This is a genomic window from Caproiciproducens lactatisolvens, assembly GCF_052443335.1.
In the GTDB taxonomy this organism is placed as follows: Bacteria; Bacillota; Clostridia; order Oscillospirales; family Acutalibacteraceae; genus Caproiciproducens.
Genome location: NZ_CP195750.1, coordinates 1,916,773 through 1,941,608, shown reverse-complemented (window position 1 = coordinate 1,941,608; position 24,836 = coordinate 1,916,773). Strand labels below are relative to the sequence as shown.

The 24,836-nt window shown below is 53.2% G+C and carries 22 protein-coding genes and 1 tRNA gene; 21 read left to right on the top strand and 2 right to left on the bottom strand.

Going from position 1 to position 24,836, the window contains the following annotated elements; genetic code table 11:
- Nucleotides 1-6 precede the first annotated feature (6 nt).
- The 12 genes from ACRQV7_RS09550 (at nt 7) to ACRQV7_RS09495 (ending at nt 15,500) form a co-directional block, all read left to right on the top strand.
- Nucleotides 7-1,974, top strand: a complete 1,968-nt coding sequence (locus ACRQV7_RS09550) for a DHH family phosphoesterase (protein ID WP_444657950.1) — start codon at nt 7-9, stop codon at nt 1,972-1,974.
- A gap of 30 nt (nt 1,975-2,004) precedes the next feature.
- Nucleotides 2,005-2,454, top strand: a complete 450-nt coding sequence (rplI, locus tag ACRQV7_RS09545; protein WP_444657949.1) for a 50S ribosomal protein L9 — start codon at nt 2,005-2,007, stop codon at nt 2,452-2,454.
- A gap of 42 nt (nt 2,455-2,496) precedes the next feature.
- Nucleotides 2,497-3,864, top strand: a complete 1,368-nt coding sequence (dnaB, locus tag ACRQV7_RS09540; protein WP_444657948.1) for a replicative DNA helicase — start codon at nt 2,497-2,499, stop codon at nt 3,862-3,864.
- Nucleotides 3,854-5,236, top strand: a complete 1,383-nt coding sequence (tilS, locus tag ACRQV7_RS09535) for a tRNA lysidine(34) synthetase TilS (RefSeq protein ID WP_444657947.1) — start codon at nt 3,854-3,856, stop codon at nt 5,234-5,236. Before dnaB ends, tilS begins: the two co-directional genes overlap by 11 nt.
- Nucleotides 5,233-5,808, top strand: a complete 576-nt coding sequence (gene hpt / locus ACRQV7_RS09530) for a hypoxanthine phosphoribosyltransferase (protein ID WP_444657946.1) — start codon at nt 5,233-5,235, stop codon at nt 5,806-5,808. Before tilS ends, hpt begins: the two co-directional genes overlap by 4 nt.
- A gap of 7 nt (nt 5,809-5,815) precedes the next feature.
- A complete protein-coding gene (gene ftsH / locus ACRQV7_RS09525) occupies nt 5,816-7,714 on the top strand; it encodes an ATP-dependent zinc metalloprotease FtsH (RefSeq protein ID WP_444657945.1) in 1,899 nt (632 codons plus the stop codon).
- Between the two features lie 156 nt (nt 7,715-7,870).
- Nucleotides 7,871-9,850, top strand: a complete 1,980-nt coding sequence (locus tag ACRQV7_RS09520) for a DNA gyrase/topoisomerase IV subunit B (RefSeq protein ID WP_444657944.1) — start codon at nt 7,871-7,873, stop codon at nt 9,848-9,850.
- Nucleotides 9,851-9,900: 50 nt separating this feature from the next.
- Nucleotides 9,901-12,129, top strand: coding sequence for a DNA gyrase subunit A (locus tag ACRQV7_RS09515; protein WP_444657943.1), 2,229 nt, complete (start codon nt 9,901-9,903; stop codon nt 12,127-12,129).
- A gap of 218 nt (nt 12,130-12,347) precedes the next feature.
- Nucleotides 12,348-12,596: a preprotein translocase subunit SecG gene (gene secG / locus ACRQV7_RS09510; protein ID WP_275717601.1), complete on the top strand. Its 249-nt coding sequence runs from the start codon at nt 12,348-12,350 to the stop codon at nt 12,594-12,596.
- 119 nt (nt 12,597-12,715) lie between these two features.
- The gene (gene rnr, locus ACRQV7_RS09505; RefSeq protein WP_444657942.1) at nt 12,716-14,839 is read left to right on the top strand and encodes a ribonuclease R; all 2,124 of its coding nucleotides are present in this window, start codon (nt 12,716-12,718) and stop codon (nt 14,837-14,839) included.
- Between the two features lie 122 nt (nt 14,840-14,961).
- Nucleotides 14,962-15,234 carry a DUF2508 family protein gene (locus ACRQV7_RS09500; protein WP_444657941.1) on the top strand — a complete coding sequence of 91 codons (273 nt, stop codon included), beginning with the start codon at nt 14,962-14,964 and terminating at the stop codon, nt 15,232-15,234.
- A 2-nt stretch (nt 15,235-15,236) separates the two neighbouring features.
- A complete protein-coding gene (locus ACRQV7_RS09495) occupies nt 15,237-15,500 on the top strand; it encodes a pro-sigmaK processing inhibitor BofA family protein (RefSeq protein ID WP_275717604.1) in 264 nt (87 codons plus the stop codon).
- A gap of 184 nt (nt 15,501-15,684) precedes the next feature.
- Here the strand turns inward: ACRQV7_RS09495 and ACRQV7_RS09490 are convergent, their stop codons facing one another.
- Together ACRQV7_RS09490 and ACRQV7_RS09485 are read right to left on the bottom strand one after the other, a co-directional pair.
- The gene (locus ACRQV7_RS09490) at nt 15,685-16,284 is read right to left on the bottom strand and encodes a DUF4364 family protein (RefSeq protein WP_275717605.1); all 600 of its coding nucleotides are present in this window, start codon (nt 16,282-16,284) and stop codon (nt 15,685-15,687) included.
- A gap of 157 nt (nt 16,285-16,441) precedes the next feature.
- On the bottom strand, nt 16,442-16,813 hold the full coding sequence (locus tag ACRQV7_RS09485; RefSeq protein WP_444660259.1) for a helix-turn-helix domain-containing protein: 372 nt from the start codon (nt 16,811-16,813) through the stop codon (nt 16,442-16,444).
- Nucleotides 16,814-17,088: 275 nt separating this feature from the next.
- On the opposite strand from ACRQV7_RS09485, the gene ACRQV7_RS09480 reads away from it, so the two are divergent.
- The 9 genes from ACRQV7_RS09480 (at nt 17,089) to ACRQV7_RS09440 (ending at nt 24,821) form a co-directional block, all read left to right on the top strand.
- Nucleotides 17,089-17,163 (top strand) — tRNA-Thr (locus ACRQV7_RS09480).
- Between the two features lie 330 nt (nt 17,164-17,493).
- A complete protein-coding gene (locus ACRQV7_RS09475; protein WP_444657940.1) occupies nt 17,494-18,744 on the top strand; it encodes a [Fe-Fe] hydrogenase large subunit C-terminal domain-containing protein in 1,251 nt (416 codons plus the stop codon).
- An 86-nt stretch (nt 18,745-18,830) separates the two neighbouring features.
- Nucleotides 18,831-19,418 carry a hydrolase gene (locus ACRQV7_RS09470; protein ID WP_275717607.1) on the top strand — a complete coding sequence of 196 codons (588 nt, stop codon included), beginning with the start codon at nt 18,831-18,833 and terminating at the stop codon, nt 19,416-19,418.
- 134 nt (nt 19,419-19,552) lie between these two features.
- Entirely contained in the window at nt 19,553-19,921 is a 369-nt protein-coding gene (locus ACRQV7_RS09465; RefSeq protein WP_038324705.1) for a GntR family transcriptional regulator, read from the top strand.
- Nucleotides 19,921-20,619, top strand: coding sequence for an ABC transporter ATP-binding protein (locus ACRQV7_RS09460; protein ID WP_275717609.1), 699 nt, complete (start codon nt 19,921-19,923; stop codon nt 20,617-20,619). Before ACRQV7_RS09465 ends, ACRQV7_RS09460 begins: the two co-directional genes overlap by 1 nt.
- Nucleotides 20,613-21,413 (top strand): hypothetical protein, encoded by an 801-nt coding sequence (locus ACRQV7_RS09455; RefSeq protein WP_444657939.1) that lies wholly within the window; start codon nt 20,613-20,615, stop codon nt 21,411-21,413. The genes ACRQV7_RS09460 and ACRQV7_RS09455 overlap by 7 nt, the downstream gene beginning before the upstream one ends.
- A 237-nt stretch (nt 21,414-21,650) precedes the next feature.
- On the top strand, nt 21,651-21,905 hold the full coding sequence (locus tag ACRQV7_RS09450; RefSeq protein ID WP_329493235.1) for a (2Fe-2S) ferredoxin domain-containing protein: 255 nt from the start codon (nt 21,651-21,653) through the stop codon (nt 21,903-21,905).
- Between the two features lie 28 nt (nt 21,906-21,933).
- Nucleotides 21,934-23,646, top strand: a complete 1,713-nt coding sequence (locus tag ACRQV7_RS09445; protein WP_444657938.1) for a [Fe-Fe] hydrogenase large subunit C-terminal domain-containing protein — start codon at nt 21,934-21,936, stop codon at nt 23,644-23,646.
- Nucleotides 23,643-24,821 (top strand): SpoIIE family protein phosphatase, encoded by a 1,179-nt coding sequence (locus ACRQV7_RS09440; RefSeq protein ID WP_444657937.1) that lies wholly within the window; start codon nt 23,643-23,645, stop codon nt 24,819-24,821. Before ACRQV7_RS09445 ends, ACRQV7_RS09440 begins: the two co-directional genes overlap by 4 nt.
- Nucleotides 24,822-24,836: the final 15 nt, after the last annotated feature.

Sequence of the window (24,836 nt, the reverse complement as noted above, 5' to 3'; positions counted from 1 at the left end):
ATCATTTTGAAGAGAAAAGTATGGGTGTCTTCGCCGGTATTCTTTGTCATCACAGCGGTTATGCTCATTATGGCCAGCGTCAGCTATTTTTACAGCCATATTCTGTTTGCCGTCGAGATGACATTTGCCATCGGCTCCGTCATTGCCGTCATCCTTTCCACGGAACGTTTCAAGGCGCATGTAGCCACCGCGGTGAAAAGCGCTCAGAAAATTCTGTCCGGAGAGGAGTACCGCGCGCTGCAGGAATTCACGATGCCGGTTGCGGTGATTGGCGAGGAAGGGGACATCATCTGGGTCAATAACGCCTTCGCGGAAAAAGTCAGCGTCAAGCGCGAATGCCGCGGGGAAAATATTTTAAAGTTCATTTACCCGAAAACGATCCGCCAGATTATCACCGAAAGCGGAACGGATATTACCGTAGAGAACAGGCAGTACACCGTCTTTGCCGCAAAAACGGAATACGGCAGTGTGGTCTATTTTGTGGACGACACCTATTACAAGGAAATCAACCGTGAATATATCGAACGCCGCCCGGTTGTCGCGCTGGCAAGCTTCGACAACCGGGAGGAGCTCGCCCGCGATTCCAGCGGCAGCGAGGATTCCCGCATCGCGTCGGAGGTGGAGGGCGCGCTGATTACCTGGGCGCAGAGCATGGGCGGCTTTCTCAAGCGGCTGAGCGGCGGACGCTATCTGATTCTGACCGACGAAGCCCACACCCGGGACGCCATGGAAAAGCGCTTTCAGATTCTGGACACCATCCGCGGAATCAAAGCGGGGGAAAGGCGCAGCGCCACGGTTTCCATCGGTGTGGGGCGCGGCGCGGAATCCCTGTCGGAGTGTGAGGAGTGGGCGCGCAAAGCGCTTGACATGGCGCTTGGCCGCGGCGGAGATCAGGTGGCCGTCAAACAAAAGGACGATACATACGAGTTCTTCGGCGGCCTTTCCAAAGGGGTGGAAAAACGCGACAAGGTGCGTACGCGGGTCATCGCCGCAACCCTTACCGACCATATTAAAAACAGCGACAACGTTTTGGTTATGGGTCATAAATTTTCCGATCTGGACAGTGTGGGCGCGGCTGTGGGCATGTGGAGCGCGGTGACGAAGGCGCTGAAAAAGCCCGCCTTTGTCGTGATCAACCGTTCGCAGAGCCTTGCGTCCCCGCTGATCGCGTCCATGGAAGCCTCGGGCGCGGGCAACGGAAAAGTCTTTATTTCTCCCATGGAAGCGCTGTCCATGGCGACGCCGAAATCGCTGCTGATCGTTGTGGATACCCACTCCCCGGAATTCGTGGAAAGCGCGGAACTTTTAAACGCGGTTTCCCGGGTGGTCATTATCGACCACCACCGCATGATGGTCAAGCATATCGAAAACGCGCTCGTTTTCTATCACGAACCTTACGCAAGCTCCGCCTCCGAAATGGTGGCCGAGCTTGTCCAGTATATCGGTGAAAACACGCTCACGCAGACCGAGGCCGAGGCGCTGCTTTCGGGCATTATGCTCGACACCAAGAATTTCGTGCTCAAAACCGGTGTCCGTACCTTTGAGGCGGCGGCCTATCTTCGCCGGCGCGGCGCGGATACGGTGGAAGTAAAACGCATGTTTTCCGACACGATCGACACCTATAAGGCAAAGTATCAGATCGTTTCCGGAGCGGAGATTTTCGGCGACTGCGCAATCGCTTCCGCCGACCATGAATTTCCGGATATCCGCATCACCTCGGCGCAGGCGGCGGACGAGCTTCTGTCCATTCAGGGCGTGAACGCCTCGTTCGTGCTGTTCCCGACCGGAAATAACGTGGTGAATGTTTCCGCCCGTTCGCTGGGTGAAATCAACGTACAACTGATTATGGAGGCTCTGGGGGGCGGCGGCCACCTGACGATGGCGGGCGCGCAGCTCACCGGCGTTACGGTCCGGCAGGCACGCGAAAAGCTGATCGCCGTTTTACAAGACACCATGGCAAAGGCGATGCAATAAATCAATTTCAGATAATGGAGGTAATCATCAATGAAGGTAGTTCTGCTTGAAGACCTGAAAGGGACCGGCAAAAAAGGGGATCTGGTCAATGTCAGCGACGGCTATGCCCGCAACTTTCTGTTTCCCCGCAAGCTGGCCAAAGAGGCGAACGCCCAGGCGATGAACGAACTGAAAAACGCCGCGGAAGCGAAGGCCTTTAAAATTCAGTCGGAAATAGACGCCGCGAAACAGACCGCGGAGAAAATCAATGAAAAAAGCGTGAAGCTTTACGCGAAAGCGGGGCAGGGCGGTAAGATTTTCGGCTCCGTCACCGCGAAGGAAATTGCGGAAGAGCTCAAAAAGGCCTATCATGTAGATATTGACAAGCGCAAGATTGTTCTGGACGCCGACATTAAAGCGTTCGGCACCTATGAATGTGAAATCAAGCTTTACAACGGAATTACCGCGAAGGTTTTCGCTGTCATCGGCGAAAAGGAGTAACGATCCGTTAAAGAATGACAGAACCAGAGAGGGGAAAAGAAGATGGATGAGATGGTAACGGGCGGTTACAGCGCGCTGAATCTGCCGTTCAGCCCCGAAGCGGAGCAATCCGTTCTGGGCGCCGTCCTTCTGGATTCCTCCTGTCTGGACCGCGTCGCGGAGATTCTTCCGCGCCCGGAATATTTTTATCAGACAAACAACAGCCTGATTTATTCCGCCATGCTGGAGATGTTCACCGTGGCCCAGCCGGTGGATTTCGTCACCCTTCTGGAACGGCTGAAGGGAACGCCGGGCTTTGACGAGGCAAGCGGAAAGACCTATCTGCTCCAGCTTGCGCAGCTCGTTCCCTCCATTTCCAATGTGGAATCCTATGCCCGCATCGTGCGGGATAAATATGATGTGCGAACCCTGATCACCGCTTCGCGCGATATCATCGAGGAGGCTTCCTCCGGCGCGGCCGACGCGGCCACTCTGCTCGATTCCGCAGAGCAGCGCATTTTTGATATCCGGCGCGGAAAAAATATGCAGGGGCTGCAGCGTCTGGACGAGATTATCGTGCAGACCTTCGACCGGCTCGATCTGCTGAATTCCCCGGACGCCGATCTGTATAAAGGCGTGCCGACCGGCATTAAGGAGCTGGACGACACCATCACCGGCCTGAACCGCACCGACTTCATTCTGCTCGGCGCGCGTCCCGGCATGGGAAAGACCAGCTTCGCGCTGAATATCGCGCGGCACGCGGCGGTAAAGGCGAACAAGCGGGTCGCGTTCTTCTCGCTGGAAATGAGCAAGGAACAGCTGGCGTCGCGCCTGCTGTCCACCGAGGCTCTGGTCGGGGGCACCAAGCTGCGCACCGGGAAATTGAGCGAGGATGAATGGATCCGCATTATCGAGGCGGGCGACGTCCTTTCCAAAACCCAGTTTTATATCGACGACAATCCGTCCATTACGGTGGGCGAAATGAAAGCCAAACTCAGACGGCTCAGGGATGTCGACCTTGTGGTGGTCGACTATTTGCAGCTGATGACCGTCGCCGGAAAAACCGACAACCGTGTTCAGGAGATTTCGGCGATTACCCGTAATATGAAGATCATGGCGAAGGAGCTGAACGTGCCGGTGCTGATGCTTTCGCAGCTGGCCCGTGACAGCGAAAAGCGCACCAACCACCGCCCGGTTCTGTCCGACCTGCGTGATTCCGGTTCCATTGAGCAGGACGCGGACATCGTTCTGTTTTTGTACCGCGAGGACTACTATCAGGACGCGGAAACGCCAAATGAAAACGCCGACCGCAACAGCGGGGAATGCATTGTCGCCAAAAACCGCCACGGGGAAACGAAGACGATCCCTCTGCACTGGCAGGGTGAGTTCATGCGCTTTACGGCGCAGGAGGTTGTCCGCAGTGAACAGTGACATTTTAAATATTGAAAATAAGATTCAAGGAGTAATCGTCAGGTGGAACATGCTGCCCCCGGGCTGTACCGTTGTGGTCGGCCTTTCCGGCGGCGCGGATTCCCTGGCGCTTGCTCATTTTCTTTTAAAATATGGGAAATTCCGTCATATTCATCTGATCGCGGCGCATATTAACCATGGGCTGCGCGGAAAAGAAGCCGACGGCGACGAGCGCTTTGTTTCCCGGTGGTGCGGGGAAAACGGAGTCGGGCTGAAAATTCTGCGAGCCGATGTGCGCGCTCTGGCTGCGGAGAAATCCGAGGGCCTTGAGGAGTGCGGGCGCAGCGTGCGCTACAGATTTTTCAAAGAACTTGCCGGCGAAAACGGGAAAATCGCAACGGCCCACACGCTGTCCGACAGCACCGAGACCGTTCTGATGAACCTGGCAAAGGGCGCGGGGACGCGCGGCCTGCGCGGAATCCCGCCGGTGCGGGAAAATATTATCCGCCCGCTGATCGGCATTACGCGCGCCGAGGTGGAAGCCTACTGTGCGCATTACGGCCTGCATTATGTGACGGACAGCACGAATTTTGAAGCGGAGTATGAGCGCAATAAAATCAGGCTCGGCGTCATCCCTGTTCTGCGCGAAATCAATCCCGCCTTTGAGTCGGCGGTTTTCGGAATGACCGGCCGTCTGAGTGAGGACGACGAATATCTGAACGCGCTTGCGCGCGAACGGCTAAAAGCAGCCGTCTGCCCCGGCGGGTACCGCCTGGAAACGCTGCGCGGGCTGCCCGGTCCGCTGCTTTCGCGGGCAATCGCCATGGGTGTGGAAAAGGTGCGCAGGGTAAGGCTGGGAAGCCGCCATATTGAGGCCGTCGCCAAAATTGTGCGCGAAGGCGCCGGCTCCGCAACCGTTGCGGGAAGAATACAATGCACCGCACAGGGCAATACTCTTTCTATTGCCGCCGGAAGCGGCCCGGCTTCTTTTGGGGAGTGGAGCGTACCTTTCAGCGCCCCAAAAACCGTTTTGCCGGACGGAAGAACGCTCAATATCGTAAAACTGACCGAAAAAGAATTGGAAAAATGCCACAAATTTAATAAATTGTTATTTAATAATCTAATTAACTATGATACAATATCTAGTACTACCTCTGTTAGGAACAGACGGAGCTGCGACACTTTCCGTCCTGCCGGACGCGGTGTCACAAAGAGCCTCAAAAAGCTTTTCAACGAAGGGGCAGTTGCGCCGTCTCTGCGCGGTAAAATTGCAATGCTTGAAAGCGGCGGGGAAATTCTCTGGATAGAGGGTTTTGGTGTTTCACAGCGCGCCTGTGTCACCGAAGGCACTCACAATATAGCGGAAATAATAATTAAGGAGTTCGAAACATGAGAAATGATATTCAGTCCGTACTGTTCAGCGAGGAGCGGCTTGCTGACATTGTACAGACAATGGGCAAACGGATCAGCGAGGACTACAAGGATAAAAACCTTTTGATGGTCAGTGTACTGAAAGGCTCCGTGGTTTTTATGGCTGATCTGATGCGCGCAATCACCATTCCCTGCAGCATTGATTTTATGTCCGTTTCCAGCTATGGTTCCGGAACAAAGACTTCCGGCGTGGTGAAAATCGTTAAGGACCTGGACATTAACTTGGAAGGTTACGATCTTTTGGTCGTTGAAGATATTCTTGACAGCGGGCTGACCTTAAGCTACATACTCGAGTTGCTTCAATCCCGCTCCCCGAAGAGCATTAAGGTCTGCACTCTGTTTGATAAACCGGACAGACGGACTGCCCACATAAAAGCTGATTACGCCGGAACGGTCGTTCCGGATGAATTCATCGTCGGCTACGGCCTTGACTTTGATGAAAAATACAGGAACCTTCCGTTTGTGGGAATTCTGAAACCGGAGGTTTACGAGGAAGCCGACCGAAAGGCATCAGGCGACTCAGGTAAGGAGTGAACTTCATTTGGATAACAAAAAAACACTGAAAAATATCGGCCTGTTTATTGGAGTGCCTATTTTGCTGTTTATCCTGATTGCCATGATTTACGGCAACAGGCCGCAAAAGACCTATAATTATTCCGATATTCTGCATTACTTCCAGAATCAGCAGGTTCCGGAGTTTTCCATGGACATGGGCAGCGGCGAAATGATCATCAAGCTGAAGGACAAGACGCAGATATCCTATGTGGCCCCGAACGCCCAGCTGCTCTACGACGATATCCGCGATGATATCAAACGGTACGACGAGGATCATCCGAATGCCCAGATGGTCTATAACCTGAAGCATCCGGCGGAAACGTCGTGGCTTGCCAGCATGCTTCCCATGCTCGTCACCCTCGGTATCATGGTCCTGTTCTGGTGGTTTATGATGAAGCGCCTGAATACCAGCATGGGCGACGCGGGCAAGCAGATGAATTTCGGCAAGGCCAAGATCAAACAGATGGCGGACGAAAAGCGCAAGACGACCTTTGCCGACGTGGCGGGCGCCGACGAGGAAAAGGAAGAGTTGCGTGAGATCGTCGAATTCCTGAAGAACCCTAAAAAATATAACGAGCTTGGCGCCCGTATTCCGAAAGGCGTGTTGCTCGTGGGCCCTCCGGGCACCGGTAAAACCCTGCTGGCGCGCGCTGTGGCCGGAGAAGCCGGCGTGCCGTTCTTCTCCATTTCCGGCTCCGACTTCGTTGAAATGTTCGTCGGTGTCGGCGCCTCCCGTGTGCGCGACCTGTTTGAACAGGCGAAAAAGAACTCTCCCTGCATCATCTTCATCGATGAAATCGATGCGGTCGGCCGCCAGCGCGGCGCCGGTCTCGGCGGCGGGCACGACGAACGGGAACAGACCCTGAACCAGCTGCTGGTGGAAATGGACGGCTTCGGTGCGAACGAGGGCGTCATCATGATCGCCGCCACCAACCGCCCCGATATCCTCGATCCCGCCCTGATGCGTCCGGGCCGTTTTGACCGTCAGGTCATGGTCGGCTATCCGGATATCAAGGGCCGCGAAGAAATCCTGAAGGTCCACGCGCGCGGCAAGCCGATCGCGCCGGACGTCAATCTGAAAACCATCGCGAAATCCACCGCCGGCTTCACCGGCGCGGATCTCGAAAACCTTCTGAACGAAGCGGCGCTCCTGGCCGCGAGAAAGAGCCTGAAGGCCATTACCATGGAGGAAATCGAGGAGGCCACCATCAAGGTGGTGGTCGGCACCGAGAAAAAGAGCCATGTGATGACGGAAAAGGAAAAGACCCTCACCGCGTATCACGAAGGCGGCCACGCGGTTTCCACCTATTTCTGCCACACACAGGACCCCGTTCACCAGATTTCCATCATCCCCCGCGGCATGGCCGGCGGCTATACCATGCAGATTCCGACCGAGGACCGTTCCTACAAATCCCGCAAGGAGATGCAGGAGGACCTGGTGGTGCTGCTGGGCGGGCGTGTTGCCGAAGCGCTCGCGCTTGACGACATTTCCACGGGCGCTTCCAACGATATTGAGCGCGCCACAAAGCTTGCGCGCAGCATGGTCACAAAATACGGCATGACCGACGCTCTTGGCCCGATCACTTACGGGCAGGATCAGGGCGAGCCGTTCCTTGGCCGCGATATGGGCCATATCCGGAACTATTCCGAAGAGACGGCGTCCATGATCGACCAGGAAGTCAAAAACCTGATGACGACCGCTTACAACCGAACGGAAAGCATTTTAAGCGAGCACATGGATAAGCTGCACGAAGTAGCGAAATTCCTTTACCAGAACGAAAAAATGTCCGGCGAACAGTTCAAAGAGATGATGGAAGCGAAGGGACCCGAACCTCCGGAGGAGTTTTCCGATGGGGGCCAGCTGTCCGGCGCTACAGCAGAATAAGAAATTCAGGGGGGAATGTTGCCACATTTCCCCTTTTGCTGTCCGGAATCTTTGTGTATAATAAGAGTCGATACGATTGTGCGGAAAGCGAAAATCACGGTGTTCTGCAAAAGGAACTTCAAAACAGCGAATAGATTTTAGGAGCGATATGTTGGTATGACTAAGAAAACGGAATATGGAAACGAGAGTATTTCCTCCCTGAAAGGCGCGGACCGCGTGCGCAGGCGCCCTGCTGTCATTTTCGGATCGGACGGCATAGAGGGCTGCGAGCATTCCATTTTTGAAATACTGTCCAATTCCATCGATGAGGCGCGCGAAGGCTACGGCAAACAGATCACCATCACGCGTTTCAGCGACAATTCGGTCCAGGTAGAGGACCACGGCCGCGGCTGTCCGGTCGATTATAATCAGAAGGAACAGCGCTTTAACTGGGAGCTTGCGTTTTGCGAGCTTTACGCCGGCGGAAAATACAACAACGATTCGGACGAAAGCTACGAGTACTCCCTCGGCCTGAACGGCCTTGGGCTTTGTTCCACACAGTACGCTTCGGAATATATGGATGTGGAGGTCCGCCGCGACGGGTTCCGCTATACCCTGCATTTTGAGCACGGGGAAAATATCGGCGGGCTGAAAAAAGAACCGTACAATAAAAAGGATACCGGTTCCATCATCCGCTGGAAGCCGGACCTGCAGGTATTCACCGACATCAGCGTGCCGGTGGAGTATTATCTGGACGTGCTCCGGCGTCAGGCGATCGTCAACGACGGCATCCGCTTTTTGTTCCGCAACCAGACCGCTTCCGGCTTTGAAGAGACCCAAATGCTGTATCAGCAGGGGATCGTGGACCACGTCAGGGAAATAGCGGGGGAGGACGCTCTTACTCCCGTTCAGTTCTGGCAGGCGGAGCGCAAAGTGCGCGACCGCGCGGACAAGCCCCTGTACAAGACGAAAATCAATGTGGCGGCGGCGTTTTCCAACCGCAGTAAGCTGATCGAATATTACCATAATTCCAGCTGGCTGGAGCATGGCGGCGCGCCGGACAAGGCGGTGCGCAACGCGTTTGTCTATCAGATCGACGCTTATCTGAAGCAGACGGGAAAGTACAACAAAAACGAAAGCAAAATCACTTTTGCAGACGTCGAGGATTGCCTTGTGCTGATTATTTCCTCGTTCTCCAACCGGACTTCCTATGAAAATCAGACCAAAAAGGCGATTACCAATAAAGGCATCCAGGAAGCGATGACGGAGATGCTCCGCCATCAGCTTGAGGTGTATTTCATCGAAAATCCCGCCGACGCGGACAAAATCGCCGCGCAGGTGCTCATTAACAAGCGCAGCCGCGAGGACGCGGAGAAAACCCGCCTGAACATCAAGAAAAAGCTCACCAGCAATATGGACATCACGAACCGCGTCGCCAAGTTCGTGGACTGCCGCACCCGCGATGTGAACGAGCGGGAAATCTTTATCGTGGAGGGGGATTCCGCCCTCGGCGCGTGCAAACAGGCGCGCGACCCGAATTTTCAGGCCATTATGCCGATCCGCGGCAAAATCCTGAACTGCCTGAAAGCCGACTACGACAAGATTTTCAAGAACGATATCATTACCGACCTGATCAAGGTGCTGGGCTGCGGCGTCGAGGTAAAGTCGAAGGCAAACAAGGATTTGTCCTCTTTCAATCTGTCGCTGCTTCGCTGGAATAAAATTATCCTCTGCACCGATGCCGACGTGGACGGCTTTCAGATCCGGACCCTGCTTCTGACCATGCTGTACCGCCTGACCCCTACGCTGATCGAAGAGGGGAAGGTCTTTATCGCCGAATCCCCGCTTTTTGAGATCGCGGCGAAGGACAATACTTATTTTGCCTATACCGAACGGGAAAAGGACGAAGTGCTGAAAAAGCTGAGCGGAAAAAAGTTTACGATCCAGCGGTCCAAAGGATTGGGTGAAAATGAGCCGGACATGATGAACCTGACTACGATGAACCCGGCGACGCGCCGCCTGATCAAGGTGATGCCCACGGACGCGGCCGGAACCAGCGCAATGTTTGACCTTCTACTCGGCGACAATCTGAGCGGCCGGAAGGATTATATCGCGGAAAACGGATACAGCTATATTGATTCAGCGGATGTAAGCTAAGCTGAAAAATGAATACGGATAAATTTTAATGAATGTGGGTGTAAACCAGAATGCCAAAAAAGAGAACGGAGCAGTCGCCGCCGCCGCGCGGGCACGGCGTCATTGAGGGCGCGGGCGCGGTTGTGGAGCAGCGGATCACCGATACGCTTGAAAAAAATTACATGCCTTACGCCATGAGCGTGATTATGTCCCGGGCTATTCCCGAGATCGACGGCTTTAAGCCGTCCCACCGCAAGCTTTTATATACCATGTACAAAATGGGGCTTCTCGGCTCCGCGCGCACCAAAAGCGCGAACATCGTAGGCCAGACCATGAAGCTGAATCCCCACGGCGACGCCGCCATTTACGACACCATGGTGCGCCTGAGCCGCGGCTACGAGGCGCTTCTGCATCCCTATGTGGATTCCAAGGGCAACTTCGGAAAGTTCTATTCCCGCGATATGGCCTGGGCGGCTTCCCGTTATACGGAAGCGCGCCTGGACGACATCTGTCAGGAGCTTTTCCGGGATATCGATAAGGATACCGTCGATTTTGTAGACAATTACGATAATACTTTAAAGGAGCCGACCCTGCTGCCGGCTACGTTCCCGTCCGTGCTGGTCAACGCGAACACGGGCATCGCGGTCGGAATGGCAAGCTCCATCTGTCCCTTCAACCTGAGCGAGGTGTGCCAGACCGCCGCCGCTCTGATGCGCGACCCGGAGCACGACGTTGCCTCCACCTTGCTGGCGCCCGACTTCCCGGGCGGCGGCCAGCTGGTTTACGACCGGGCCGCGATGGAGGAAATCTATCGCACCGGGCGCGGCGGCGTGCGCATCCGCTCGCGCTATGCCTATGATAAGAGTGCGAACTGTATTGACGTTACCCAGATCCCTCCCACCACGACGGTGGAAGCCATTGTCGAGAAGGTCGTCGATCTGGTCAAGCAGGGCAAGCTCAAGGATATTTCCGATATCCGCGACGAAACGGGTCTGGACGGCTTAAAGATCACCATCGATCTGAAGCGCGGCGTGGAGCCGGACAGGCTGATGCAGCGCCTGTTTAAGATGACTCCGCTGGAAGACAGCTTTTCCTGTAATTTCAATGTTCTTGTAGGCGGCGTTCCGCGCGTGCTGGGCGTCCGGGAGCTGCTGGAAGAATGGACCGCGTTCCGCGTCGAATGCGTCCGCCGCCGCACCTTCTACGATCTTGCGAAAAAGAAGGACAAGCTGCATCTGCTCAAGGGCCTTCAGGCCATTTTGCTCGATATCGACAAGGCGGTCGCCATTGTCCGCCGTACGGAGGAAGAGAGCGAGGTCGTGCCGAACCTGATGATCGGCTTCGGCATCGACGAGACGCAGGCGGAATTCGTCGCGGAAATCAAGCTGCGCCACCTGAACCGCGAGTATATTCTGAAACGCACCGAGGAAATCGGTCAGCTGGAAAAAGAGATTGCCGAGCTGCAGTCCGTGCTGGACAGCAAATCCAAGGTAAAAAGCATTATTATTTCGGAGCTGGACGCCGTGGCGAAAAAATACGGCCAGCCCCGTAAAACCATGATGATTTATCAGAACGAGATCGAGGAGTATTCGGCGGAGGAGGAAGTGGCGGATTACCCGGTGAACCTGTTCTTTACGCGGGACGGCTACTTCAAGAAAATCACCCCGCTTTCCCTGCGCATGAGCGGGGAGCAGAAGCTCAAGGAGGACGACGAGGTCGTACAGCATATCGAGGACAGCAACTCCGCCGACCTGCTGTTTTTCACCGACCGGTGTCAGGTCTATAAAGCGAAGGCCAACGATTTCGGAGATACCAAGGCGAGCGTCCTTGGAGAGTACATCCCGGCGAAGCTGGGGATAGACGAGGGCGAGAACGCGCTCTATATGGCGGTTACCCACGACTATGACGGCTATATGCTTTTCTTTTTCGAAAACGGCAAAGCCGCAAAGGTCGACATGTCCGCCTATGCCACAAAAACGAACCGCCGCAAGCTTTTAAATGCCTACTGCGACAAATCCCCGGCCGTGCGGATTGCGTATGTAAAAGAGGACTGCGACTTTATGCTGACGTCGCTTCAGGGCCGGATCCTTCTGGTTCATACCGGCGCGGTTCCCAGCAAGTCCACGCGCAGCACGCAGGGTGTCGCCGTCATGACGCTCCGCAAGGGCAGCAGGCTGCTTCGCGCGGAGCCGTACAGCGAAGGGATGCTGGTCAACCCGAACCGCTACCGCAAAAACATTCCGGCTTCCGGGTCCCTTCCCACTGCGGAAGAAACTGCAGGGGAGCAGCTGAAGCTATGAAATAATAAAAAACGCCGCTGAAAAGCCAATAGCAGTCCAGCGGCGGGTCAGGTCAAAGCGGCAAACGCAGACGCTTTGATGAGTCCGTACTTAGATTGCCCTTTTGCCTTTTCCATATGCATAAAACTTGAGAATGCACATAAAATATGCTTGCAAAAACGCACTTTTTATGTTAGTATAGTTTAAGTTGTTTATGCAAGAATATTCGGAGGTGCGCTATGTCAGCTGTCGAGGTTATATTCGGGATTATATTATTAATATTTTCAGTTGCTATAACGATTGTCGTCCTTCTTCAGGAAGGGCATCAGCAGGAACTCGGGGCGATTACAGGCGGTGCCGATACTTTTCTTTCAAAGAATAAGGCCCGTTCGGTAGATTCGTTTCTTGCCCGGTGGACAAAAGTGATTGCAATTGGATTCTTTGTACTGGTGATCGGTATCAACGCGTACATGTACTTTTTGAAGTAACTTGAATGCTAAAGCCCCGCTTGTGTAAAGCGGGGCTTTTCTTATCGACGCGCCGCCTCGTTTTACGCAGGTTGTTTAAAAATGGGAATCATAAAATTGATCATAAATTCGGAGGAACCATGTTAGAGGAAATCAAGAGGAAAATTATACAATACATGCAGGCTTATCCGCAGAGCGTCACTTCTCGCGGACTGCTCAAAAAGCTTGGGGTAAAAGATAGCAAAAACTTTTACCGCGCGTTAAATCAGCTGAGGGACGAGGGCGCCGTGGAGGTCAATAAAAAACACCGCGTCCGTCTGCCGGAGGAAAGGAAAACCGTCAAGGCGACCATCGTGTCCCTTTCCAAAGGCTTTGCTTTCGCACGCCCGTCGGACGGCGGAGAGGATCTGTTTATTCACGCCGACAATCTGAAAAAGGCCTTTATCGGCGACACGGTTCTCCTGAAGCATGTGAAGCAGAGCGCCAAAGGGCCGAGCGCCCACGTGGACGAGATTTCGGAAAAAAGCAGCCGGGTCATTACCGGTACGCTCAGCAGGGGCAAGGGACTGTGCGAGATTGCCCCGGACGATGCGATCCGCTACCATATCCCGGTGGAAAAGAGCTCCGCAAAGAACGTGAGGGACGGGGACAAGGTCCAGGCGGAAATATTCCGTGCGCCCCGCACCTCCCTGCTTTCTGCGCGGATCGTCAAGGTCTACGGGAAATCGAGCAGCGCAAAAATCTGTGCGGACGCCATCATCGACCAGAACGGAATCCGGACCAAATTTCCGGACGAAGTCCTTTCTGAAGCGCGAAAAATCGCCGCGGGTACGGTTACGGAACAGGATCTGAAGGGCAGGCTTGACCTGCGCGACGTTAGCATCTGCACCATTGACGGCGCGGACGCGAAGGACCTGGACGACGCTATTTCCGTCAGCCGGACAAAAACGGGCTACAAGCTCGGCGTCCATATCGCGGATGTCAGCCATTATGTAAAAGAGGGCGGCGCCATCGATGCGGAAGCGCTGGAGCGGGGGACCTCCGTTTATTTCGCCGACCGCGTCATCCCCATGCTTCCCAAGGAGCTTTCCAACGGGGTCTGCTCGCTGAACGCCGGAGAGGACAAGCTGACCTTTTCGGCCATTATCCAGCTGAACGGACAGGGGGAAATCCTTTCCTACCAGTTCCGGAAAAGCGTGATCCGTTCCAAGGTGCGCGGCGTTTATTCGGAAGTGAACCAACTGTTCGACAAGACGGCCGGCGCCGATCTGCGGAAAAAATACGCTCCGGTCATCCGCTCGCTCAACGCGGCAAAGGAGCTCGCCGATCTTTTAAAGGCGCGTTCCATTCAGAACGGAACAGTGGATCTGGACAGCACGGAATCCAAATTCACGCTGAACGAGGAAGGGGTCTGCGTCAATGTGGAGCCCCGGAAGACGGGCGTTTCCGAGCAGATGATCGAGCAGCTGATGATTACGGCCAATCAGGCCGCCGCCAAGCTGGCCAAAGCGAATGCCATTCCGTTTGTCTACCGCGTGCACGAGCAGCCCAGCCCGGAGCGTGTGGAGAACCTGGCGCAGCTCGTGGGGGCGCTCGGGCTGAACGCGCGCAGCCTGAAACACGAGGGGGACGTTACCACCGCCGACTTTGCCGATATCATGCATCAGGCGGAGGGCACGCCCGCGCAGAAGGTCATTTCCCATCAGCTTCTGCGGACGATGGCAAAGGCGCGCTACGATACGAACCCGATCGGACATTTCGGACTTGCGCTTGCGGACTACTGCCACTTTACCTCTCCCATCCGCCGCTATCCGGATACGGCTATCCACCGCATCCTTTCCGCCATGCTGGAAACGAAGGACAGGGCAGAGCTGAACAGAAGGTTCCTGACCTTTGCGAACGCCGCCGCCTCCGCTTCCTCTTCCGCGGAAGTCCGCGCCATGCAGGCCGAGCGCAGCGCGGAGGACTGCTATATGGCGGAATATATGACGCAGCATATCGGCGAATGTTATACCGGAATCATCAGCGGGGTGACCCAGCGCGGCGTTTTTGTGGAGCTGCCGAATTCCGTCGAGGGCTTTGTGCCGGTCGACAGCTTTGAAGGTGCACGTTTCCGCTTTGACGGCGTTATCACGCAGGTCGACGAGAACACCGGCCGCAAGCTGACCATCGGGCAGGAGCTTGCCGTCCGGGCGGTCGCCGCGGATGTGACGAGCGGCAGAATCGACTTTATTCCGGATACTTCCGTAAACGAGGAACCTTAATTGCGTTTGTTTCCATAAAAAGTCCCTCTTCATTGGCAAAATATTGAAACATTGGTATAAATTTTGGCATATTTGACCATCATACTAACATAAATATAAAACCGAAAGGCGGAGCTGTTAGTATGGAATCTGTTTTAAAACTGGTGCAGCGCACGGATTGCGCAGCTGTTCAGGAAAATGATGATAAAAAACAAATCCTGGAAGAAATCAAGGAAGTCTGTCGTCTGATCGCCTGCAACGACTGCTGGTTTGAACTGGAATGTGACGAAAATTTGATAGACGCCTGTATTTATCAGCGCGAAGAACTCCATTCCCGTTACAAATATCTGCTGAACCTGGCAAAACAGCGGGAAATCAGTTGTACTCCTTTCAAATGCAAGGAAATGGGGGTGTGATTTTGCCCGATCTGATTCTTATGCTTTCCATGTGCGGGGTATTTGCGCTTCTCGTGGTGATTCAGGTGATCGTCAAGGCAAAAAAGCCCGTGCAGCGTGCGGCGGGCGGTGTCATCATGGGCCTTTGCGCGCTTGCTGCGGTGAATCTGACCGGATTTTTTACCGGAGTCAGCCTGCCGCTCAGTCCGCTTACCATAGGGGTTTCCGGCGCCGCCGGTCTTCCGGGGGTGACCCTGCTGCTGCTTTTGAATCTGATTATAAAATGAGACGAAGAAAAGGCCCCCTCGGGGAGGGGGCTGGCAGGCGAAGCCTGACTGGGGGAGTCCGGTTCCCTCAAGCTTCCCACTCCTTCAGTCGCGCCGGGCGCACCAGCTCCCTCAAAGAGGGAGCTGAAAGAGGAGAAGTGAATTTATCGACAGCTTGAGGCGGGCTTTGCCCGTCTTTTTTATTTTATTTGAGCGCCGCCGTGTGGTCCTTCAAAATATCGGCGGCCATTTCGCTGTTTCCGGTCACCAGCGCCAGCAGCATCCTGTAGACATTTTCCGGCGACTGGTGAAAGTTGTGCTTTACCATGTTGGCCTGATACAGATCCGGGACATGCAGGGTAAAGTTCATCAGATCCATATCGCCGCCGGAAATATGGCAGACGACGTTGTAGCCGCGTTCGGTTTTTGTAATCTCCACCTTGTTTTCCCGTTCGCGCTTTGTCCTGGCCAGCAGGTTGATCGCGGCCGCGACCGCTTTGTCCCGTACAACGTGGGGGAGCGCCCTGTCCAGCTGTTTGGCGATCATCCGGGCGGTGCCGCTCGCCGAGCAGAGCTCGTCCTTTTCTCCGCTGACAATGATATTCCCCTTTTCGATCAGCTCCGCCAGCGCGTCGGTGACTTCAAAATAGTTTGCCAGTCCGTTGTCCTGAATGATATTTACAATATCGCTTTTTGAAAGCGGTGCATCCAGGCTTGACAACAGATAGCAAATTAAAATGCGTATCTCGTTCTTGCTGCGGAGTCCACCCGGCTCGATCCCTCCGGTAAAAGCGTCAAAATCCATAAACAACACCTCCGGCAAATATTTTATTCTACGCAAAAAAGCCAAAGCAAACGTACTCCCCAATCGCCGGAGCAGGCTTGGCTTTGACTCGGAACGTGTACTGCTGTTATTTTAACATACAACCGGATTTCTTTCAATCCGGATTGCGGGGCTTCCGTTACTTTTTTATATTTTCCTTCAGGTATTTCAATATTTTTTCCTGTTCCTGCACCGTACAGGAACGGAACACGCCGACCAGGATTTTTTCATTGCCGGAAAGCTCGTAAATATGGCTTGTATTTTTTTTGCTGTAAATAAAATTGGATTTGGCCCCGCTGTCCGCTACCGTTTCCGGTGTTCCTTCATCGGCCAGCAAATCATTTATGGCAATATTGAAGACCTTGGCGAGGGTCATCAGTACGGTTATATCGGGTGTTGTTTTGCCAATTTCATAGTACGAATAGGTTGAGCGGTCAATGTTTAATATTTTTGCGATCTGCACCTGTGTGTAGCCGCTTTTTATACGCAGCTCGCGTAACCTTTCGTTTATATGGATTTTTTCAATAATAGGTCACACCACCTTTATAAGAAGTGCCGACGGGCTTACATTAATCAAGATTATATAATATATCATGCCGTCACGATAATAACGTGATATTTATTCACCTAAAAATAATCCTTTAACAATAAATTTATTTGATTAGCTCTTGACGTGTGCATTTTGATTTTGTATAATATCTTAGTTGGCTGTTCAGACAAGCATTTTCAGTGCAAAGAGCAGTTCCCGAGTTCGGAAAATGAAAGTGCTTATGCCTTTTCCATTACGCTACTGTGGCTCAATGGTAGAGCAGCTCATTCGTAATGAGCAGGTTGTCAGTTCGATTCTGACCAGTAGCTCCACCAGCCTGAAGCTGGACGCAATCGCGCACTTCACTTTGTGAGGTGCGTTTTTTGTTTTTTACCCGAGCCAAACGCTGCGTCTGCCTTTTTTGATTTTCTATCCTTTTTTTTATTTTATATCATCTCTCCGGCCTATTATTTCATTTATTTCATTACGGCGAAAATATTTGCAGTTTGTGTATCGGAAGGCAGACAAAAATGCATGAAATCTTCCGTATCCCTTTAAAAAAAATCCTCTATGTGTTATGATTTTGCCGTAAGAAAATACAGAATGTACCAGATGATTGAAAATGTATCTTACGGATACAATAACAGGACAGGAGGGAAAGCATGACTACATTCAATGAATTATACGAAAGACTTGTAAAAGCTTCGGTGGAAAACAGGGAACCGCAGGAGCTTGAAAAAATTCGGGAGCAGGAATTCGACCCGCATCACCTTGACTGTCTGCTGAATCCGGAAAAGTACGCGCCGGTGCTTCGCATTGGAGAATGTAAATGCTCCAGCAGCGAGCAGGCGCCCTGCGAGGGGAAATGCCTTTTTGACGCCCTTTACAGGGATGAAAAGGGAAACGTTCAAATTAAGAAAGACCTGTGCGTCGGCTGCTCCGAGTGTATTGAGAGCTGCCAGGCCAAAAAGCTGACGGCCAGCCGCGACATTCTGCCCGCGCTTGCCGCCGTACATGAAGCAAAGGCACCCGTTTACGCAATGATTGCCCCCGCCTTTATCAGCCAGTTCAGCAAAGACGTGACTCCCGGAAAACTGCGCACCGCCTTTAAGATGCTCGGGTTTGCCGGCATGGTCGAGGTTGCCCTTTTTGCGGACATCCTTACCCTGAAAGAGGCACTGGAATTTAATAAAAATATCGTTAAGGAAACCGACTTCCAGCTTACCAGCTGCTGCTGCCCCATGTGGATCGCCATGATCCGCAAGGTGTACCACGAGCTGATGCCCCATGTGCCCGGTGCGGTTTCCCCCATGGTCGCCTGCGGCCGCGCCATTAAAGCCATTCATCCGGATGCACTTACCGTCTTTATCGGGCCCTGCATCGCCAAGAAGGCCGAGGCGCGCGAGCCGGATATTTCGGATTCCACGGACTTTGTCCTGACCTTTCAGGAAATACAGGATGTTTTTGAATTCGCAAAGCTGGATCTTGCCGCGCTGCCGGAGGACGAACGCGACCATTCATCACGCGCGGGAAGAATTTACGCCAGAAGCGGCGGCGTCAGCGAGGCGGTCCAGAGGACGTCCAAACGTTTAAGCCCCGACCGGAAAATCACCGTCCGCGCCCATCAGGCCGACGGGGTTCCCGCCTGCAAGGCGATGATCAACGACCTGCTGGCCGGAAAAATCGACGCGAACTTCCTGGAGGGTATGGGCTGTGTCGGCGGCTGTGTCGGCGGGCCGAAGGCTTTGATCCCCCGCGGGGAGGGCCGCGAAAACGTGAACCAGTACGGCCAGGAAGCCGTCTATCAGACCCCGATAGACAACCCCTATGTGATCGAACTGCTGCACCGACTTGGCTTTGACACGGTGGAAAGCCTGATCGAACACAGCGATATCTTTACCCGCAAATTCTGAGAAGTTTGATTTGTAATTTAAAAGCAGGGTCTATGAATGCCCTCGTTTCTATGATATAATAATACCATAGAATGGGGGCATTTGTTATGGGATACAAAGAGGACTTTGAAAAAATATACATATCCAAAATCACGAGGGCCGGGAGCGCGGAGCTGCTGGAATGGCTGAAAACCACCGACTTTTTTACCGCGCCCGCAAGCACGAAATTTCACTGCGCCTGTCTGGGCGGACTTGTTCAGCACAGTGTCAGCGTGTACCGCGTGATGATGGATAAACACTTCAACGCGGAGACGGACAGTGAAGAAAGCTTTGCCATCTGCGGGCTTCTGCACGACGTCTGCAAAGCCCAGTTTTATAAAGAGAGCACCCGCAATGTGAAAAACGAAGAGACCGGCGCGTGGGAAAAGCGCCCGTACTATACGATAGAGGACAGCTATCCGTACGGTCACGGTGAAAAATCGGTCTTTCTGATCGAGCGGTTTATGCGCCTCAAAACCAGCGAGGCGATTGCCATCCGCTGGCACATGGGCGGCTTCGACGAATCCGTCCGGGGCGGAAGCTTTTCCATCGGTCTGGCGTGGCAGAAATATCCTATTGCCGTGAAGCTGCATCTTTCGGATCTGGAAAGCACCTATCTTTGTGAAAAGGGGACGTCTTCCGTACACGGGAAATAAATTTCAAAACATGCGCCGGAGGGAAGCTTCCGGCGTTTTCTTTTATTTTTTTTGAAAAGCTATTGACAAATTGAAAATATGATGTATTATTGTATTAAGTTATTAGTACAATAATACAGAACGGAGGTGGATCCATGGCCTGGAATTTGAAATCCGACAGACCGATTTATGCGCAGCTGATCGAACAGATAGAGCTTTTGATCGTATCGGGCGTTTATCCTGCCGGTTCAAAGCTGCCGTCGGTCCGCGACATGGCCGGAGAGGCTTCTGTCAACCCGAATACCATGCAGCGCGCGCTGGCGCAGCTTGAGAATGACGGCTTATTATATTCACAGCGTACCAGCGGCAGATTTGTAACAGAGGATGTGGAGCGCATTATGCAGACGAAAAACAGTCTGGCTCAGGGACTGATTGAAGAATTTATAGAAAACATGGGCAATTTAGGCTATGACAGGCAGCAGACAATCTCTCTGCTTGAGAGGATCTCGAAGGAGGAAAAATAATGGAGAACATTTTGGAATGCCAAAATCTGGTGAAATTCTTTCCCGGATGTCTGGCACTGAACTCGATCAATCTGGCCATACCCAAAGGCAGGATTGTCGGCTTGCTCGGCCCGAACGGCAGCGGCAAAAGCACCATGATCAAGCTGGCCAACGGCCTGATTACACCGACCAGCGGAAAAATCCTGATCGAGGGGATGGAACCGGGCATAGAAACAAAGAAGATGGTTTCTTATCTTCCGGAGCGGACCTACCTGAACGACTGGATGAATGTCAACAGTATGATCAATTTTTTTGCTGATTTTTATGAGGATTTCAATAAGCAGAAGGCGTATGACATGCTCCGACGGCTCGGCGTGGACCCCGCCCAAAGGCTGAAAACCATGAGCAAGGGCACAAAGGAGAAGGTACAGCTGATTCTGGTCATGAGCCGCGAGGCAAAGCTTTATCTGCTGGATGAGCCGATCGGCGGAGTGGACCCTGCGGCAAGGGACTACATTCTCGACACGATCATCAGCAATTACAGCGACGAAGCCACTATCGTGATCTCCACCCACCTGATTGCGGACGTTGAAAAGGTACTGGATGAGGTCGTCTTTATCAATCAGGGCAACATCGTGCTGACCTCCACGGTCGACGACATCCGTGAAAAAGAGAATAAGAGCGTGGATGCGCTGTTCAGGGAGGTATTTAAATGCTGAGGAAACTTTTGAAATATGAAATACAGGCGACGGCCAAAATCTTTCTGCCGATGTATGCGCTTCTGATCGTTTTCGCGCTGCTGAATAAGTTCTTCATCGCGGTGAACGCCGATTACCTGAGAATCCCGCAGGTCATTTCCGCAACGGTTTTCGGGATCATTATTATCGGCATCTGCGTCATGACGCTGGTGGTCACCATTCAGCGCTACAACAAGAATCTGCTGTCCGACGAGGGCTACCTGTCCTTTACGCTGCCGGTGAAGATTCACAGCCATATCGACTGCAAGATGCTCGTCTCCCTGATGTGGACGGTTCTGAGCGTTCTTGTATCATTGGCGTCCGTTTTTGTGCTGGCGGTAAACGATAAGACCATTCTGTCCCTCCAGCAGTTTTTCACGGCCTGTATGGACCTTTTAAGCAGGGTGGGTCCCGGGGCTTATATGATCCTTCTGGAAAGCCTGCTGTTGGCGGTTGCCGGTGTCCTTTGCCAGGTCCTTACGATCTATGCCTCCATCACGGTGGGCAACATGAGCTCCAAACATAAGATCCTGCTCGGCATCGGCGCTTATCTGGGCTTCGGCGTGATCGAGCAGATTGTCACTTCCATTCTGCTGACGTCTTTCGGCGGAAACTTTACCCGCTATTTCAACTGGCTCAGCACGGCGGCCAATTCCGACCAGATTCTGGCGGTCCAGTATTTGCTGCTGGCATTGCTGGCGTATATGCTTGTGTTCGGAGCGGCGTATTATTTTCTGACCAACTGGATGCTGAAAAAGAAACTGAATCTGGAATAGGCTGAACGCAAATACAGCTTTTGGGGCGCGCCGTGCGGCGCGCCCGCTTTTTTATGGGAAGGACTGTAAATGCGCTAACCGTATTGAAATTAGCCTTGAAAAACTTTATAATAAATACAAATACAGCCTGCAATACCTTTCCTTGTAAGACCTTTGTCCGAAAACTGCTTGTGAGAACAGGCGGAGCATGTTATAATAATTATGCGTTAAAAAATTAACAAATGATGAGTGAGAGGGATGGCAACTTTGGAAATCACGATCTGTATAGGAAGTTCCTGTCATCTGAAGGGTTCGCGCGACGTCATCAAAATTTTTGAAAGGCTGATAGCGTTTCATCGTCTGGAGGACAAAGTTACGCTCAAAGGGTCGTTCTGTATGGGGGAATGCTCCAAGAACGGAGTATGCATCTGTGTGGACGAGGAGCGCTTCAATGTTACTCCGTCCGAAGCAGAATCATTTTTTAACTACGAAATTGTGCCGAGAATCAAGTAACTGAGTAAAGCGGAAGTGGGGACATAAAATGGGGATTATCGGTTTAAAGGCGGCAAACTGTAAAAACTGTTATAAGTGCGTAAAGGTTTGCCCGGTTAAATCCATTAAAGTGGAACATGCACAGGCGCAGATTATTGAGCGGAACTGTGTTTTATGCGGAACCTGCCTGGAGCAGTGCCCGCAGAATGCAAAGACGCTGAACAGCGATGCTGCGGCTGTCAGGGAAATGATCGGGAAGGGCGTCCGGGCCATTCTTTCCGTGGCCCCGTCCTACGTGGGCTCCTTTGATTTTGATGATGTGCAAAAGTTTGCGGGGGCTGTGAAAGCTCTGGGCTTTTACGGCGTAGCCGAAACAAGCATGGGAGCGGCTTATGTGACGGCGGAGTACCACCGGCTGATGCAGGAGAACTGTATGGAAAACATCATTACCACCTGCTGCCCTTCGGCAAACAGACTGATCGAGCATTATTATCCGTCCCTGGTCGGCCAGATGGCGCCCGTGGTTTCTCCGATGATCGCGCACGCCAGGCTGCTGAAAAAGACCTTTGGATACGGTACCCGCGTCGTATTTGTAGGCCCGTGCATCGCAAAGATCGGCGAGGCCGCCGATATCCGCCACAACAATGATGTGGACGCCGTGATTACCTTTGACGATCTGGCCAGATGGATGGAGGAAGAGCATATTTCTATTCATGAAGCGCAGCCGGCATCCTTTCTCAACCCAAGCTCGCGAATCCTGCGGATGTATCCGGTGACGGACGGAATCATCGCTTCCCTGCGCGCCATGGGCGATACGGACGACTGGAAGATGCTCAGCGTAAGCGGCTCCGCGGAATGCATTGACCTCTGCAAAGCGCTGGAACGCGGCGATCTGCGGCATTGCTTCATAGAGATCAACATGTGCAGGGACGGCTGTGTCAACGGGCCGATTTCCAACAGGGACGCGGCTTCGCGCTTCTCCTCCTCCATGAAGGTCAGAAAATACGCCGGTGAGGACGCCGGTGAATACCCCAATCTGCCGGAGCAGATTCCTATGGGAATGCAGTTTGTGGACTGTTCCGTGCGGGAAGATATTCCTGATGAAGCGACGATCCGCATGATTCTGGCGAAAATCGGCAAGGAGTCGCCGGAGGATGAGCTCAACTGCGGTTCCTGCGGCTATCCGACCTGCCGGGACAAGGCGGTTGCCGTCTACCAGAACAAGGCCGAGCTGACCATGTGTATGCCGTATATGAAGGAACGCGCCGAATCGCTTTCCAACTGTGTGCTGACCGAAACGCCCAACATCACCATCATTGTTGACAAGGACCTGAATATTATTGAATTCAACACCGCGGCGGAGAAGGCGTTTCAGATTTCCCGCCACGAGGCTCTGCAGAAATGCATTTACGAGATTATGGATTCCTCCGATTTTCAGTATGTTTTTGACGCAAGACAGTCCATCCCGGACAAAAAGGTGCATTTCCGGGATTATGGAATTACCACGATGCAGACCATTGTGTATATCGCGAAGCAGAACATCGCCATGGGGATTTACAAGGATATCACCCGTGAGGAAGCAGAGCTGGAAAGCAAGTATAAGCTCCGCAGCGAAACCATGGAGATGGCCCAGAAGGTCATTGACAAACAAATGGTAGCCGCGCAGCAGATTGCGAGCCTGCTCGGGGAAACGACGGCGGAAACAAAGGTCACGCTGACCAAACTGAAAAATATGATTGTGTTTGACGGTGATGAACAATGAAAATGCATGTTGACACCGCGTATCGAAGTCTGAATAAATACGGCGAAGAGCTGTGCGGGGACAAGGTGATCGTCTCGCGCACAAAGGACGCCACCATCGCGGTTCTGGCCGACGGGCTGGGCAGCGGTGTAAAAGCCAATATCCTTTCCACTCTGACCTCCAGCATTATTTCCACCATGCTGGAAGAGGGAGCGACTCTGGTGGAGGCGGTCGAGACCATCGCCAAAACGCTGCCGGTCTGCAATATCCGCAAGCTGGCCTATTCCACCTTTAGCGTCATCCGGGTGTCCGACGACGGCGACGTCTCTTTGGTGGAGTTTGACAATCCTCCCTGCATCTTTGTGCGAAACGGCAGGACCATTGATCTGGAGAACTGCTCGGAAATCAAAGAATGCGCCGGAAAGACTGTAACGGAAAGCCATTTTACCGTCTGTCCCGGAGATGTGATCGCCCTTGTCAGCGACGGCATTGTCTACGCCGGCGTAGGTCAGGCGCTCAATTTCGGCTGGAACTGGGAAAATGTTTCCGCATGGCTTGCCAAGACGACCCTGAAGGAAACGTCCGCGCCGCGGCTTGCAGTTTCGCTGTCGCAGGCCGTCAACGAGCTTTATCTGGGAAAGCCGGGGGACGATTCCACCAATCTGATTTTAAAAGTCACCCCGCGCTGTATGGTCAGCCTTCTTTCCGGGCCGCCGGTCCGCAAGGAGGACGACGCCAGGATCGTCCATGATTTTATGACCTCCCCGGGAAAGAGGGTGGTCTGCGGGGGAACAAGCGCCAATATCGTATCCAGAGTATTGAACCGGAAGATCGAGACCACGATTCATTACACAGATCCGGATATTCCGCCCACCGGAAAAATAGAGGGGATCGACCTTGTGACCGAGGGCGTCCTGACTCTCAGCCGGACGGTGGAAATCCTGAAGGAGTATCTTTCCCACCAGACCGACTCCTACTATTTTCATGTCCTGGACCAGCCGAACGGCGCGGCAATGCTCGCCAGGCTTCTTCTGGAGGACTGTACCGACCTGAAGGTTTATATCGGCAGGGCGATCAATCCCGCCCACCAGAACCCCGGCCTCCCGGCCGACCTGAGCATTAAGATCAAGCTGATCGAAGAGCTCTGCACCCTTGTGCAGCAGCTCGGCAAAAAAGTAGAAAAATATTACTATTAAACGGATGAGGATTAT

Bases quoted from the DNA above. Each gene is read 5' to 3' on its own strand.
- ACRQV7_RS09440 (WP_444657937.1), top strand. From the start codon at position 23,643: ATGAAAATGCATGTTGACACCGCGTATCGAAGTCTGAATAAATACGGC.
- rplI (WP_444657949.1), top strand. From the start codon at position 2,005: ATGAAGGTAGTTCTGCTTGAAGACCTGAAAGGGACCGGCAAAAAAGGG.
- ACRQV7_RS09500 (WP_444657941.1), top strand. From the start codon at position 14,962: ATGGAATCTGTTTTAAAACTGGTGCAGCGCACGGATTGCGCAGCTGTT.
- ACRQV7_RS09460 (WP_275717609.1), top strand. From the start codon at position 19,921: ATGGAGAACATTTTGGAATGCCAAAATCTGGTGAAATTCTTTCCCGGA.
- rnr (WP_444657942.1), top strand. From the start codon at position 12,716: ATGTTAGAGGAAATCAAGAGGAAAATTATACAATACATGCAGGCTTAT.
- ACRQV7_RS09475 (WP_444657940.1), top strand. From the start codon at position 17,494: ATGACTACATTCAATGAATTATACGAAAGACTTGTAAAAGCTTCGGTG.
- ACRQV7_RS09515 (WP_444657943.1), top strand. From the start codon at position 9,901: ATGCCAAAAAAGAGAACGGAGCAGTCGCCGCCGCCGCGCGGGCACGGC.
- secG (WP_275717601.1), top strand. From the start codon at position 12,348: ATGTCAGCTGTCGAGGTTATATTCGGGATTATATTATTAATATTTTCA.
- ACRQV7_RS09445 (WP_444657938.1), top strand. From the start codon at position 21,934: ATGGGGATTATCGGTTTAAAGGCGGCAAACTGTAAAAACTGTTATAAG.
- ACRQV7_RS09450 (WP_329493235.1), top strand. From the start codon at position 21,651: ATGGCAACTTTGGAAATCACGATCTGTATAGGAAGTTCCTGTCATCTG.
- ACRQV7_RS09465 (WP_038324705.1), top strand. From the start codon at position 19,553: ATGGCCTGGAATTTGAAATCCGACAGACCGATTTATGCGCAGCTGATC.
- ACRQV7_RS09490 (WP_275717605.1), bottom strand. From the start codon at position 16,284: ATGGATTTTGACGCTTTTACCGGAGGGATCGAGCCGGGTGGACTCCGC.
- ACRQV7_RS09455 (WP_444657939.1), top strand. From the start codon at position 20,613: ATGCTGAGGAAACTTTTGAAATATGAAATACAGGCGACGGCCAAAATC.
- ACRQV7_RS09470 (WP_275717607.1), top strand. From the start codon at position 18,831: ATGGGATACAAAGAGGACTTTGAAAAAATATACATATCCAAAATCACG.
- ACRQV7_RS09520 (WP_444657944.1), top strand. From the start codon at position 7,871: ATGACTAAGAAAACGGAATATGGAAACGAGAGTATTTCCTCCCTGAAA.
- hpt (WP_444657946.1), top strand. From the start codon at position 5,233: ATGAGAAATGATATTCAGTCCGTACTGTTCAGCGAGGAGCGGCTTGCT.
- dnaB (WP_444657948.1), top strand. From the start codon at position 2,497: ATGGATGAGATGGTAACGGGCGGTTACAGCGCGCTGAATCTGCCGTTC.